This window comes from Lactiplantibacillus sp. 3062 (assembly GCF_055413545.1).
This window is the reverse complement of sequence record NZ_JBVAYE010000006.1, coordinates 109,485-123,240: the sequence shown is the minus strand read 5'-3', so window position 1 is coordinate 123,240 and position 13,756 is coordinate 109,485. Positions and strand designations below refer to the sequence as shown.

14 protein-coding genes are annotated in these 13,756 nt (G+C 45.9%); 7 read left to right on the top strand and 7 right to left on the bottom strand.

Annotated elements, in window-relative coordinates; translation table 11 throughout:
• Positions 1-2: 2 nt before the first annotated feature.
• Positions 3-674: a TetR/AcrR family transcriptional regulator gene (locus ACWQAU_RS09930; protein WP_003642548.1), complete on the top strand. Its 672-nt coding sequence runs from the start codon at positions 3-5 to the stop codon at positions 672-674.
• Between the two features lie 101 nt (positions 675-775).
• Here ACWQAU_RS09930 and ACWQAU_RS09925 read toward each other — a convergent pair whose 3' ends face one another.
• Positions 776-2,209: a nicotinate phosphoribosyltransferase gene (locus tag ACWQAU_RS09925; RefSeq protein ID WP_027821837.1), complete on the bottom strand. Its 1,434-nt coding sequence runs from the start codon at positions 2,207-2,209 to the stop codon at positions 776-778.
• 145 nt (positions 2,210-2,354) lie between these two features.
• On the opposite strand from ACWQAU_RS09925, the gene ACWQAU_RS09920 reads away from it, so the two are divergent.
• Entirely contained in the window at positions 2,355-2,864 is a 510-nt protein-coding gene (locus ACWQAU_RS09920; protein ID WP_003642550.1) for a transcription repressor NadR, read from the top strand.
• 380 nt (positions 2,865-3,244) lie between these two features.
• Here the strand turns inward: ACWQAU_RS09920 and ACWQAU_RS09915 are convergent, their stop codons facing one another.
• From ACWQAU_RS09915 to ACWQAU_RS09905, 3 genes are all read right to left on the bottom strand, one after another.
• The gene (locus ACWQAU_RS09915; protein WP_079111833.1) at positions 3,245-4,549 is read right to left on the bottom strand and encodes an MFS transporter; all 1,305 of its coding nucleotides are present in this window, start codon (positions 4,547-4,549) and stop codon (positions 3,245-3,247) included.
• An 889-nt stretch (positions 4,550-5,438) separates the two neighbouring features.
• Positions 5,439-6,620 (bottom strand): GNAT family N-acetyltransferase, encoded by a 1,182-nt coding sequence (locus ACWQAU_RS09910; RefSeq protein ID WP_003642551.1) that lies wholly within the window; start codon positions 6,618-6,620, stop codon positions 5,439-5,441.
• A 27-nt stretch (positions 6,621-6,647) separates the two neighbouring features.
• A complete protein-coding gene (locus ACWQAU_RS09905; RefSeq protein WP_013355844.1) occupies positions 6,648-7,739 on the bottom strand; it encodes a DUF871 domain-containing protein in 1,092 nt (363 codons plus the stop codon).
• 164 nt (positions 7,740-7,903) lie between these two features.
• Here ACWQAU_RS09905 and ACWQAU_RS09900 point away from each other — a divergent pair, with 164 nt between their 5' ends.
• The 5 genes from ACWQAU_RS09900 to ACWQAU_RS09880 are packed head-to-tail and all read left to right on the top strand — an operon-like array spanning position 7,904 to position 10,454.
• The gene (locus ACWQAU_RS09900) at positions 7,904-8,125 is read left to right on the top strand and encodes a DUF2829 domain-containing protein (protein ID WP_003642553.1); all 222 of its coding nucleotides are present in this window, start codon (positions 7,904-7,906) and stop codon (positions 8,123-8,125) included.
• Positions 8,125-8,871: a 3-oxoacyl-ACP reductase gene (locus ACWQAU_RS09895; protein WP_003642554.1), complete on the top strand. Its 747-nt coding sequence runs from the start codon at positions 8,125-8,127 to the stop codon at positions 8,869-8,871. Before ACWQAU_RS09900 ends, ACWQAU_RS09895 begins: the two co-directional genes overlap by 1 nt.
• A 15-nt stretch (positions 8,872-8,886) precedes the next feature.
• Positions 8,887-9,255, top strand: coding sequence for an HIT family protein (locus tag ACWQAU_RS09890; RefSeq protein ID WP_003642555.1), 369 nt, complete (start codon positions 8,887-8,889; stop codon positions 9,253-9,255).
• 15 nt (positions 9,256-9,270) lie between these two features.
• The gene (locus tag ACWQAU_RS09885) at positions 9,271-9,837 is read left to right on the top strand and encodes an NUDIX hydrolase (protein WP_013355842.1); all 567 of its coding nucleotides are present in this window, start codon (positions 9,271-9,273) and stop codon (positions 9,835-9,837) included.
• 14 nt (positions 9,838-9,851) lie between these two features.
• Positions 9,852-10,454 (top strand): sugar O-acetyltransferase, encoded by a 603-nt coding sequence (locus ACWQAU_RS09880; protein WP_027821839.1) that lies wholly within the window; start codon positions 9,852-9,854, stop codon positions 10,452-10,454.
• 177 nt (positions 10,455-10,631) lie between these two features.
• Here ACWQAU_RS09880 and ACWQAU_RS09875 read toward each other — a convergent pair whose 3' ends face one another.
• From ACWQAU_RS09875 to thrC, 3 genes are all read right to left on the bottom strand, one after another.
• On the bottom strand, positions 10,632-11,267 hold the full coding sequence (locus ACWQAU_RS09875) for a pentapeptide repeat-containing protein (RefSeq protein ID WP_011101906.1): 636 nt from the start codon (positions 11,265-11,267) through the stop codon (positions 10,632-10,634).
• 71 nt (positions 11,268-11,338) lie between these two features.
• Entirely contained in the window at positions 11,339-12,136 is a 798-nt protein-coding gene (locus ACWQAU_RS09870; RefSeq protein ID WP_003645847.1) for a Cof-type HAD-IIB family hydrolase, read from the bottom strand.
• Positions 12,137-12,150: 14 nt separating this feature from the next.
• Positions 12,151-13,644: a threonine synthase gene (gene thrC, locus ACWQAU_RS09865; RefSeq protein WP_011101905.1), complete on the bottom strand. Its 1,494-nt coding sequence runs from the start codon at positions 13,642-13,644 to the stop codon at positions 12,151-12,153.
• Between the last annotated feature and the right edge of the window lie 112 nt (positions 13,645-13,756).

Here is a 13,756-nt window from a genome sequence, read left to right as displayed (position 1 = left end):
ATATGGAACGACCACGGATACGGGATTATTTTCAACATGATCTAAGTCAGAATGAAACGATTACACCTAAGCAACGGGCCATCCTCCAGGCAAGTCTCGATTTGTTTGCTGAAAAGGGTTTTGACCAGACTAGTACTAGTGATATTGCACAACGGGCCGGCGTTGCGGAGGGGACGGTCTATCGGCGGTATAAGACTAAGGCTGCCTTACGGGATGCCATCTTAGCACCAATTGCCGCACACATTGTGCCAATTTTAGCGAGTGATTTTTCAGAGGATGAATTACGGCAGCGTTATCCCAGTCTACAGGCATTCGTCACAGCAATTTTTACGGACCGAGTTGCATTTGCTAAAGCTAACGTGAAAGAGTTAAAGGTCATTTTTGAAATGGCAGCTTTTGACGCCGAACGACGCGAACAGATTCTTAGCCAGATTGCGCCTAAGATGGTCAAGCAGATGGGAAGTGTCATAAATCAACTAAAAGCAGATCATTTGATTGTGGATTGGCCGAATGATTTGATACTGCAAAGTTTGTTATCGCAGCTATTCGGTTACCTAGCGCGGTTAATGCTGGAATTGCCGGGAACTGAAATTGAGCGCGAACAAGCGTATTTGATTACGGTGATGACCAAAATATTGACCCCGGGTGAACATGATCAAATTACTGGTCAGTGAGCTAACTGTTACTTGTTATAAACTAAAGCCACTTCTGTACTAAGCGGTCATTTGAACGCTGATCAGAAGTGGCTTTAGTCGTTGCTACGCGTGTTCGTTTGTTAATCTGCTAGTATCGTCATTTTATTCAACAAACTAGTTTGTAACTGGCTGAGTGTGGTTGTCATGTAGACCGGGTAAAGATCTGGGTTGACGAGCCGCTGGGTTGTTCGTGGGAGCTCGGCAAGTTTAGCCTGGGTCGTTGCCTGAATGGTTGTAACCGGAATTGACGTGGTGTTGGACAAATCTACCGGCGCGAGTAAGGGCCGGGCTTCAAAATGGGTGAGTCGCTGTTGGCGGTCGACACTGAGTGGGTCACTGTTGACGACGGTTAGGCTGGTCGCATCGACGATCGTCTCGGTAGCTAGTGCAATCAAGTCAGCAAAGGCCCGCTGAGTTCCTGGTTCGTACAGACGATAGACTTGCTTATCACCAGGAATCGTTAGTTTTTCGCGACTGGCACTGACCTTGATCTTGGGGGTGCTCTGACCATTGCTCTCAGTTGCCGCAAGCTTGTAGACGCCACTTAGAACCGGTGCGGACGCGCTAGTGATGAGCTTTTCACCGATACCAAAATTATCGATCGGTGCGCCTTCGTGCAACAGCGAGGTAATGATGTGTTCATCCAATGCGTTAGAAATAGTGATTTTGGCATTGGGAAAGCCAGCCGCGTCCAATTGTGTCCGGGCAGCTTGTGATAAAGTCGTGACGTCCCCCGAATCGATTCGAATACCGACGGGTTCATGCCCAGCTGCTCGTAGCTCCTTAAAGACCGTCACCGCGTTAGGGATCCCAGAGTTAAGCACATCATAAGTATCGACTAGTAGCGCACTATTGTCAGGATATTGTTCGGCCCACTTGCGAAACGCCGTTAGTTCATCCGGGAAGGCTTCAATCCAACTGTGGGCCATGGTACCAGCAACGGGAATATCAAACAGTTTCGCAGCGAGAACGTTTGAAGTACTATTGGCGCCACCAATAATGGATGCCCGGGTGCCGTAAAGTGCGCTGTCCGGGCCTTGCGCACGGCGCGCACCGAATTCCATAATTGGACGTCCTGCCGCAGCATAACTCAGTCGACGAGCTTTAGTGGCAATCAGTGATTGATGATTGACGATATTTAAGACGAGCGTTTCAAGTAATTGCGCTTGCTCAAGTGGTCCAGTGATTGTCAATAGTGGTTCACGAGGAAAGACCGGGGTTCCTTCTGGTAGTGCCTTAATTTGGCAAGTTAACTTAAAATTTGCCAGCATGGCTAAGAAGGATTCATCCCATAGGTTAAGTTGACGGAAGTAGTCGAGGTCACTGTTGGTAAAATGAAAATCTTGTAAAGCTTCGACAACTTGCTGGAGGCCGGCCGCAATGACAAAGCTACCATTGTCAGGAACCCGGCGATAAAAAAGGTCGAAGGTGGCGTTGGTCTGAGGTAAGTCGTGATGAAATCCATTTGCCATTGAGAGTTCGTATAAGTCGGTTAATAAAGATAAATTGCGCATTGCTAATCAATCCCGTTATTAAGATTTAGGTGTCTTGACACCTATGATAAATGAACTTAGTTTATCATAATTTAGTATTTGATGAAAGCTATTCTACTGGTTTTCTGGTAGAATGATTCTATTGAAAGAGTAAGAAGGGTGAGTCATGACAGGATCAGAACGGCGTGAACAAATTCGATCAAAATTATCGCAAACGCAGGTCCCCGTAAGTGCAACAACGCTAGCGAAGCAGTTTAACGTTAGTCGTCAGACCATTGTTGGGGATATTTCATTATTGAGGGCTCACGGAACGGCCATTGTTGCTACTCTTCAAGGGTATGAATTAGAAAAAGCGGATCAGCCAACTGCTGTCCTAGTTTGCCGTCATTTTCCAAATGAAGCGATGCAGGAAATGGCCTTGATCATTCACGCAGGGGGCATAATCAAGGATGTTGAAGTCGAACACCCATTGTATGGCCGGCTCCGGGGTGAATTAGAGATTCGCTCAGTTGGTGATGTTAATCTGTTTATGGGCCGGCTCAAGAAATTACAAGGCCATTTATTATCAGAATTAACAGATGGCGTCCATAGCCATACGGTTGCTTATCAGACCCCGGAACAATTAACAGCCATCAAGGCAGCTTTACGGGATGCGGGTTATTTGTATGAAAATTAATGTCAAGACATGGTTAATATTACATTGGTAATTAATTGATATTCGTTAGTTTTATTTACGCACGATGCTGGTGATTAACCAGGATAATGTCAGTAAAAAGATGTTTGGAGATCTAGTCGGATCTTCAAACATCTTTTTTGAATAGAATAACTATTTGCCGTTGCAAAAGCGCTAGTTGTTCATAACGATTGGTCGTGATGTTGATCGTAACATTGGCTGGTATAATTCCTAGGTATTATGTCGGTCGTTAATCAATAATTTGTTTATTGGCGGTTTTATGAGGGCTCGAAGTGATAGAAGCACGGTGGTGAGCCCGTTGAAAGTCGAAAGCAACGTTTTCCATCGCAATCGGGATTGTTAATTGCCTGATGATACGTGACTCATGGCTGTTCACTATGAATGGCCTGATTTAATGGCCGCAACAGCAGTAACGTATACCCAAGTAGTAGAATTCCGTTGATGATTAGTACGAGACCGCCATGAGTGGTACTTTGAAAGATTAAAGTGAACATAAGTGTTCCGATTGGCATGATTGAGCTATTGACTGTTGTTAATGTTGCAACGACTCGGCCTAGTAATTTAGTTGGCACGGTTTGCTGCAAGTAGACCTGAAAAGTTATATTAAGAATAACAAGCGCGAAAGCCAATATTCCCATGATAAAGCTACCAAGCAGGGCATATCCAGTTGGTGATTGGGACGTCATGAACAGAACACCTAATAGCAATATTTGGCTATCAAGAATAAGTACCGGAATAATTAATTTTAAAAAGAGACGTTTCTGACCGGTTGGCGGTAGCAAAGTTAAAAGTAGACTGCCAAGTAGCATACCAATTGCGCTCCCGGTTTCAAGCACGCCAATAGGACCATTACCTGTGTGAAGCTGATCTTTTAAGATGTATGGAATTCCAATCGTAACAGCAGTATATAAGAAGTTCAGAATAACACTCAACAGAATTGTAATTTTAATCATTGTTCGCGACCGCATGTAATTTAGACCAGAATGAAATTTTGCAAACTGACTGTGCAAAGTTACTGGGGCGTGTTGTGAATTAGCGAATTGATTAGTTGCGTGATAATGAAATTTCATTGTGAGCATAATGCCAAATGAGGCGAGTGTGGCAACAATCTCTAATATAACGAAGCCAGAAAAGCCGACTAAACTGTATAACCCAACGCCTAACGCTGGTGATAGAATCGAGGAAAGAGAAATTGCACTTTGGGTTAATGAACTTAGACGTTGAATGTTGTGAGCGTTAACAAGCTCATGGGTGGCGGCAGAATAACAGGTATCATTAATATTTGTCGAAATTGCATCGATAATTAGAAAAAGAACGATTGGAATGAGTTTTGCTGTTGCCGTAAATAAGTTGATACTAGCAGCGAATAAAATTAGTGCAAGCGTGCGGGCAGTCAGGCTACCAGTGAGAACGGTTTTGTGCGGATAAGTATCAATCAGATTGCCAATTGGGACAAGGCAAAGCAAGCCAACAATTGGACTGATAATCATGTTGATACCAAAGCTAATGGCAGAGTGTGTTTCATCGAGTAACATGAGTCCAAGGCCAAAAGTGAACATTTTACCGCTTAGTGAACTAATGAAATTACTTGCGGCAGCTTTGAAGATTTGCAAGCTAGATTGATGATTACTAATGTTGATGGTTAAATCAGGTTGTTTGATGGCCATGGCGAGTTCCTTTCGGTAGTATGAATTGATTAGAAATGAAAAACGGATAATCTAATATAATTTTAATGTTTTTAATTGAATTGTCAATTTTCGCTAGACAGCACCTAGTCATGATGAAACAGGTAGCCGGTAAGTATTTGTATAGTTGGTGAAGATTCTGAATATATCTGGAAGATTAAGCATGATTGCTCAAATGAAAAAGACAGATCTTTTTGGAAAAATAGTGGTTGCTGTCATATTTAAGCAGTCGCCCATTCGAATTTAATCACATCGGATTCGAATTATGGTTGATAGTTTGTAAGTCGATATTCAAATCCAGTGCCATTCAACAGTGTGCTTTTAAACTAGTTGCTGGTTTAATTTGATGGGCGACAAGGATAATCATGAAGGCTCGTCGGTTCAAGGTAAATGACAGTTGTTTTTTAGAGATTGCAGTGTGTTCAGCAAATTCGGTTTAGGTCACGTGGTAATAGGGCATAATTTGTTTAATGTATTAGTGGGAAATGTCGTTGGCGTTGCAGTGATAGCGACAGCATGATCATGATTAACGTGATTTATTCGAATAATGACCTCACTTTCTAATAGCAATTGAAGCCTACTGCGTTGGAATATTCCTGTCGAGTAAATAACCAACGTATTTGCTAAGGTAGCTTAAACATGGAGACTAATGAGGTCCGTGATTTGAGGGCAATTCATTATTATTAAGTTGATTTGCTCACGGCTCCAGCTTAATCGACTGGTGCTAGTATCTGTTGCCATCTGATTCGTAAATGACTTAATCTATGCAAATCTCAATACCAGTCAGCGTCTGAACAAAAAGTGGGCCGCCGGAATGATTATTCTGGCGGCCCACTTTGAGTCAGTCATGCTGCTTATCTAAATTAAGCACTTAGAAGTAGTCAATAAGTGCTGGTCGTTCTTTAACTAGACTAGTGTCAAGTCGGTTGATCGCATTCACATCACCGGTGATTAATCCGTGTTGGTACGCCCGGGCTAAGCTCTGGGTGCCAAAGCAAGCAGTGGTTAATTGCTGAATCGTTAACTGAATGTCAGCCGGTCCAGTTAATTGGTCGCTAACCCGATTGAGCGTTACTTGCCCGTTGTGCCGCGTCAATGACCAGATTCCTTGATTAGCAGGGAGGGTAGCGTCACTGACTGCTAGGCGAATTGGTTGGATGTCCGTGAGAAACGGATAGCGCTTGATAAAGTCATATAAATCAACAATGCGGGCCATCATGTACGGCTGGACAGTCACTTTTAAACGGTATGGGTCGGCTAGTAGGTCCAAGCCGTTGGTCGCACTTGGGCTATCATAACTAAACGTTTCAAAGGTGGTGCCATGCTTAGTGATAAAGTTAGCCAATCGTTCGAAAGCGGTCGGCGTGCTAGTCACCCATTCTTGAATCGCAAAGTTAGTGGCCTGCCGTTCATAGATCAAATAGCCCTCGATATTGGCAGCCGCATTGCGGTAAATTGCGACCGACCAATGATGTTTGAGAGTCAGGTAATGTTGCCACCAGGCTGGTCGAATCAGACCACCACGCTGATTTTGCGGTTGTCGTGCATAAAAATCGTTGATTTGGGCCAGCCCGTCATTGCCATAGCGGGTGATCGTACCAGACCAGTCCGTCGGTTTGACACGTGGTAGGTCTGGAGCGGCCATGACTTGGTGCGCGTGGTCGAAGACGTGTTCATAGCCAAAACGACGATAGTAACCGTACGCGAAGGGGGCAAGGTAGGACAGCGTCACGTGGTTGGCTGCCATTTCTGTCAGCGCCGTCGTTAACAGCTGTCCCGCGCCACCCTGACCGGCATATTCAGGCGCACTCATCACGTCGCCAATACCATTCATCCGGTAGGTGACACCATGAAAGTTGACTGCTAGTGGCAGACTGTATAGCCCACTGACCAGTTGACCATGATCGTGACGGCCGTAGATCCAGCCATGTTGGTAGCGATCCATGAAAAATCGCCGCCGCGCGGGGGTATCGTGATTATTGAACGCGTATTGATAAAGTTGGTAGAAAGCTTCGCGGTCAGCATCGCTAGTTAAACGGTAATCAGTTGTCATTAATGCGACCCCTCCATTCGTTGAGTACTATTTGGCAGCGACAAATTTAAAGTCGGCCCACGGTTGTAACAAGTTAAGGCAAGGTAAGTCACTCTTGGTAATATGACCAACCACATTGATTCGGCCAGTATTTTCAAGATTTTGGCGTGCAATCTGCAATTCACCTTTGTATTGCCCAAACTCATCGTTATCGATCAAGACATCACCGGTATGAATGGCATCTAGGTGATGAGCAGGAAAGGCTTCGTCTTTGTAGATGACCCGGGTCTGAGAAGAACGAATGACGTAATCTGAAAAATCACCGCGATAAGTCTGTGGTTGCGCAAAGAGTACTTTTTCTTCAACTGCCGATAGATCAGCAACGGTTTCGACGTGTAGCAGTGGGTAAGGACTAAAGAACACTTCAGCAGCCGCTTTTAGTTCGGCTTCACTCGCGTAGGCGTTACCAATTAAAACGTCGTCGATCAGCCCCGTCATTTTCAAATGTTGAACTTGTGCCGCAATCGGTAACCCCCGATGATCTTCAAGGGTACATAACCCGTCTTGCATGGGCCAAGGCCCATAAGTCGCATCATTTGATGAAACAAACGCGGCGGTGTTGATGCCATACTGACGGTATTGTTCAGAAGTCTGAACAAAATAATCATAACCAAGACCAGTGTATTGTTGTGGGTAGAAGTTATGTGAGCCTAGTAAGTTATCTTTTTCAGGTGAATAATCCATAATCGTGTCAACATAGTGAGTCCCTTTGGACATGTTGACTTCAATCTTAATGCCGAATTCGTTGTGCGTCATCCGGGCTTCTTCTTGACCAGTGAATCCTAGGTCGAGGCGGACACCCCAGGCACCGAGGTCGTGGAAGAATGACAAGTCGTCATAGGACACGCCAAGTTGTTTGAAGAGGTCAGGATTGACGTCGACCATTACTTGCAAGCCTAATTGCTTCGCGTAAGTGATCACTTTTTTAAAGTTGGCAACCACTGCGGCTTGGTCCCCTTTGATTTCAAGCAGTGAAGTGAATACCCGTTGATAGCCATATTTTGCGGCTAAATCGAGGTACGCCGCATCCTTTTCAAAGGTTGATCGTTCGGGATAAACGGAAACACCGAGTTTACTCATTTAAAATTCCTCCAAATAATAATTAGTTTCTGTATTCGCTTACATTATCGCACAAATAATTGGTCCGTACCAGTAAAATAGACAATTTGTTGGTACCAATTTTTGCCTGTCACTCCACGCGGGATTATGATACGATTTGGGTATTAATAATTGGAGGTATCATGATGACATTTGAAGCTATTTTACCTGAATTAAAAGCTGGTAAGCGCGCTGTTCGGACTGGTTGGGAAGGGACCGAATTGTTCGTCGAATTACAGACGGCAACCACTTTCAACGGCGACCCGCTGAACCCGTACTTTTTAATCAAAACGGCCGATGAAGCCTATAGTATGTGGTCACCAACAGATTGTGATATTTTAGCGACGGACTGGCAGTTGGTTGACTAATGCAATTTGATGAATATCGTGGACAGACTGTCTTGGTTACTGGAGCTGCCTCCGGGATTGGCTTAGCCCAGGTCCAGAGTTTCCTAGCCCAGGGGGCTGACGTGATTGCCATTGATCGGCAACCACAGCCATCAGCGCTAGTAACGACGTCAGCCCTGCGCTATGAAATTGCTGATGTGACCGACACTAATGCGCTCGTCGCGGCGATTAAATCAGGAGTTAACGTACTCGGCAAGCCAACCGTCGTGTGCAATACGGCCGGTAAGTTAGACGGCTATCAACCAACTTTAGCAACGGATCTGAAAACGTGGCAAGATATTTTGGCGACGGATCTGACAAGCCAGTTTATCGTGACTAATGCGGTGCTACCTGCAATGTTAGCCGCACAACACGGCGTTTTCGTGAATATGGCATCGATCGCTGGACTGGTGGGTGGCGGAGGCGGCGCAGCGTATACCGCAGCCAAACACGCCATCATTGGTTATACGAAACAACTTGACTTGGACTATGCGGCTCAGGGAATTCGCGCCAACTGCATTGCGCCGGGGGCTATCGATACCCCGATGAATGCCGCTGATTTTGCTGGCGATGGTAAGATGGCGAAATGGGTTGCCAGTGAGACGCCCGCAAAACGGTGGGCCCAACCGCAGGAAGTTGCAGATCTGACGCTATTCTTAGCGAGTCAGCACGCTGATTATATTCATGGGACGGTGGTTCCAATTGATGGTGGTTGGTTAGCAAAATAGGAAGGGGACTTTGGTATGGCTTGTATTTTTTGTCAGCCGTTGCCGTATATTTTGGAGAATGACCTAGCAGCGGCCTTCTTCGATAAAAAGCCGGTGAGTCCGGGGCATTTGTTGATTATTCCGAAAGCACATTATGCCACGTATTTTGATGTGCCCACGGCGACCAGGAATGCGATGCTCGCCTTACTGACCCAAGCAAAAGCGTACCTAGATGCGCACAATCATCCGGATGGCTATAATATTGGCATTAACGTTGATCCGGCTGCGGGCCAAACCGTAATGCATTGTCATCTCCATCTGATACCGCGATATCAAGGTGACGTGCCAGACCCCGCGGGTGGCATTCGTAAGATGCTGCCGGATGGTGTACCGGATTTGAGATAGATTAAGGAGTAGTGAATGTGTATGGCAGATTTATTTGAGAAAGTTGGCCGGCGCGGTAAGGTCCTATCAACGACACCGGTGTATCATGGGCCGATTTTTGATTTGGTCAAACAAACGATTGAAACACCTGATGGATTAGAAGTAAAACGCGATTTGATTCAGCATGGGAACGCCGTCACGATTTTAGCCATCACCGCGGATGACCAAGTCGTGCTAGGTTCAGAGTACCGGGTCGGTCGCAATGCCGAGACGATTAGTTTACCTGCTGGCCTCATTAATGCGGGGGAAGATCCGTTAACGGCCGCGGCCCGTGAATTACAAGAGGAGACGGGCTACATTGCCCATGAACCACAAATTATGACGCAAATTAGCTCGTCGGAAGGTTTCACGGACGAAACGGTCAGCTTGATTTTGACTCACATTGATCCGCAAGAACATGGCGAACGGCATTTTGACGCGGACGAATACGTGAATACGCAACTTGTCCCGCTCAGTAAAGTGATTGACCTATTAAAGAATGGCCAGATTCGTTCAGCACAAGGAATTTGCGCAATAACATGGTACTTGAATTTTATTCGATAGAAGTGGGGTGCGGAATGAATTTAGATGAGAAGTTTGCGTACATGGCGACTGGTCAGCCGTATCGAGATACGGATGCAGAACTAACGGCGTTGCGTGACCAAGCAACGTTGACAACGAACGCGGTCAATGCGACTGCTGATCCAGAGACTAAAGAAACTTTATTGCGACAATTGGTTGGTTCAGCTGGTCGCAAGCCATTTGTGAATCCTAATTTTCGCGTTGAATTTGGACGGAACATTCATCTAGGGGATAACTTTTATGCCAACTATGATTGTGTGATGTTAGATGGGGCGCCAATTACGATCGGCAGTCAGGTCTTGCTGGGGCCAAAAGTTGGTCTTTACACGAGCAACCACTTGTTTGATGCAACCGAACGAATTAGGGGCGGCTGCATCGCCCGACCAATCACAATTGGTGATGGTTGTTGGCTAGCCGCTAACGTCACCGTATTACCAGGAGTGACCATTGGTGCTAACACGATTATTGGTGGTGGGAGCGTGGTAACCCACGATATTCCAGCCAACGTGATCGCGGCTGGCAACCCTTGCCAAGTTATTCGACCAATCACGGCGACTGACCGCACTGGTTATACCGGGACGCAATTCGAATTGTCATGATGAACGACAAAATACCACCTTCGTCAGGTAACAACCTGCGAAGGTTGTATTTTGTGTTCAGCGCATAAAAGTATTCTGACAGATACGTGCAGTGTTATTAGAAGATTTACCAGTCAGCAGCTTAATCGTCCTTGGCATTGTGAGTTGGTCACTCATACGGTGACTGTTCCACCGGTATCAGGGTTTAACTTTGATGCCGTTTAAAGCAGCAGCCAAATAAGCAGCCTGATCAATATTGACGATCATACCGCGTGCTGCGGCAGTATCAAGTTCGAGACGCTCGAATTGACAGGTACTTAGGTCAATATTTTTGAGGGCGGTATCGTTGAAAGCGACTTGGTCAAGGTTGGTTTCGTTAAACTTGACGGTCGTTAGTCGATTGTTCATAAAGCTGGCCCCATTCAGCCGACAGTGATCAAAGGTCACGGTTTTGAACCGCATGTCGCACAGCATGGCTAAGTCGAGCTGACAGTGGTCAAAGGCGACGTTATTGAGGGCAGCCTCGTTCAAATCGACACCGACGAGCTTACAATCTTTGAATTGAACACGTAGCCAGCTGGCTTTTTCAAACTGGCAATTAGAAAAGTCACAATTGATAAAGACGGCATCGGTCAAGTCAAGCCGTTCGAATTGACTGGCCGTAAACCGGACATTTTCGAAGTGCACGTGATCCAGCATGGGGTGATCGATGTGCTGGTGACTCACGTCTTCTTCACTAACCTGAATATAACTTAAGCTGTGGTCCTCATCTGCTAAAATATCGAAAAAAGCGCCAGTCGTTAATTCTGCTGGGATAATGCGGGGATCTTGCATGGGACACCTCGTTAGTTTGATTTTGAGTTGTTGTGCTAAAAAAGAAGCCCGTTACAGGCTTCAGTTTGGGATCAGTTGAAGTAATTTTCTAGGAAAACGGCAACCCCGTCCTCGTCATTACTCAGGGTGGCATTGGTGGTTGCAGCCTTGACCGCAGGAATCGCATTCGCCATCGCTACGCCAACTTTGGCGGCGGTTAGCATTCCTAGGTCGTTTTCTTCGTCCCCAAAGGCCATCAAGTTGTCATAGTCTTCATTAAAGTGACCGAGGAGTTGTTTCAAACCACTGGCCTTATCAGTATGCGGTGGTAAGAATTCCAACAAAGTCCGCCGGGATGGGACCACGTGGAAGAAATCGGTAATTTGACTTGGTAATTTGGCCTGGACTGTTTTAGCATCTTGACCAGCACTAACGACTTTACCGAATAGATCATCAGCAGGCAGGTCGGCAAAACGAACATTCTTAAATGGCATTAAGCCTTGCAAGAATTCTTCGTACGGTGACTTGCCTAGATCCGTAATGGAGTAGACTTGCTTCAAATCAATCACGTCTAAGTAGAAATGATCGCGCTGGGCTTGCTCAAATAAGGGTTGTAAATCTTGTTTGGTCACACTAGTACGAGCAAGGACGTCACCAGTCGTGTTTTGCTGAACGAGCCCACCATTAAAGGTAATCGCGTAGTCAGTTGGTTGGTTGAGTTCAAGTTGTTGTAAGTATGGTTGAATCGCCTTAATTGGTCGCCCAGTACACAGTACGATCCGTTTGCCGGCCGAATGCAGCTGTTTGAGAACTGCTTCAGTTCGCGGAGAAATCGTCTTCTCAGAAGTTAGTAACGTATTATCTAGGTCTAACGCAATGGTCGTAATCATCTTGGTCACACTTTCTAGTTAAGATTTAAAATTGTTTTAATGGTCGTTCCCATATCATCAACATCCGCAACCCGCTTATGGCGCACGGGCGCAGTACGGAGGGCTGTGACCGTTGCTGGAATGGGCGTTTGAATCAACTCATGTAACTGATCAACTGCGGCTAGGCCATCTACCGCACTAAGCTCACCAGTAATTGCCGTTAGGACGGCCTGTGGGAATTTATACGGACTAGCGGTTGAAACAACCACCATGGGCCGCTGATCTCTGGTTGCGGCTTGATACTGTTTGGCAACCGCCGAGGCCACGGCCGTATGTGGATCGATTGTGTAGTGATGGGCATGGTTCAGGTGATGAATTTCAGCTTGATCTTGGCTTTCAGTCACGAAGCCGGCCCAAAAATCAGCTAAGTTGGCACGCATTGCCGGTGTAATCGTATAACGGCCGGTCGTTTGCAAATCAGTCATTAGTTTAGCAGTCGCCGTGGCGTCTGATCCTGTCAAGTAGAAGAGGAGCCGTTCCAAGTTACTTGAGACTAAGATGTCCATGGACGGTGAACTCGTCAAGAAGAATTCACGGTTTTTATCATAAGTCCCGGTATTAAAGAAATCGGTGAGAACGTTATTGCGATTGGAAGCACAGATCAGTTTATGAATGGGCGTGCCCAGTTGTTTGGCATAGTAGCCAGCTAAAATATCCCCAAAGTTCCCAGTTGGAACACTAAAGTTAATCTCATCACCGTTCTTGATTTGCCCCTGCTTGATAAGTTGAGCGTAGGTGTAGACATAATAGGCCACTTGTGGGAATAAACGACCAATATTGATGGAATTAGCGCTTGAGAATTGGAACTGGTGGGTGGCTAATTCCGCGTGTAATTGGTGGTCGTTTAACAGTTTTTTAACCGTTGTTTGGGCCTCATCGAAGTTACCGTTGATCGCAACAACACTAGTATTGGCTCCGGTTTGGGTCACCATCTGCTGTTTTTGGATTGCGCTGACACCATCTTTTGGATAGAAGACGATGATGCGAGTCTGATCAACATTGGCAAACCCGGCCATGGCAGCTTTACCAGTATCGCCCGAGGTGGCCGCTAAAATAACGACTTCGGCTTGTAAATGGTTCTTTTTAACTGCCGTTGTCATCAAATGCGGTAGGATTTGAAGGGCCAAGTCTTTGAATGCAATGGTCGGTCCATGAAAAAGTTCAAGGTAATACTGCTGACCATGCTTGGTGACCGGCGCAATTTGGGGGTCATCAAACTGATCACCATAAGCCGCGTCAATGCAGGCGTGTAATTCATCAGCGGTATAATCCGTGAAGAAGAGTTTAAGGACCTCGTAAGCAACTTCTTGGTAGCTCATCGTGGCGAGCTGGTCGAAGTCAAAATTAGCGGTCGGTAGCGTTACGGGCACAAAGAGACCACCATCCGGCGTCAGGCCTTGAAGTACGGCTTGTGATGACGTCATGGTGTGACTTGCAGTTTCGCGGGTACTGCGATAAAGTGTTTTCATGGATAACGTCCTTTCAACTGATTTTGACTAAATGATACACTAAAATCGAGGCGAACGGGGACGTTTTCACCAAAATCATGAGGATAATTGACGTAAATGGTCTAGTTAATAA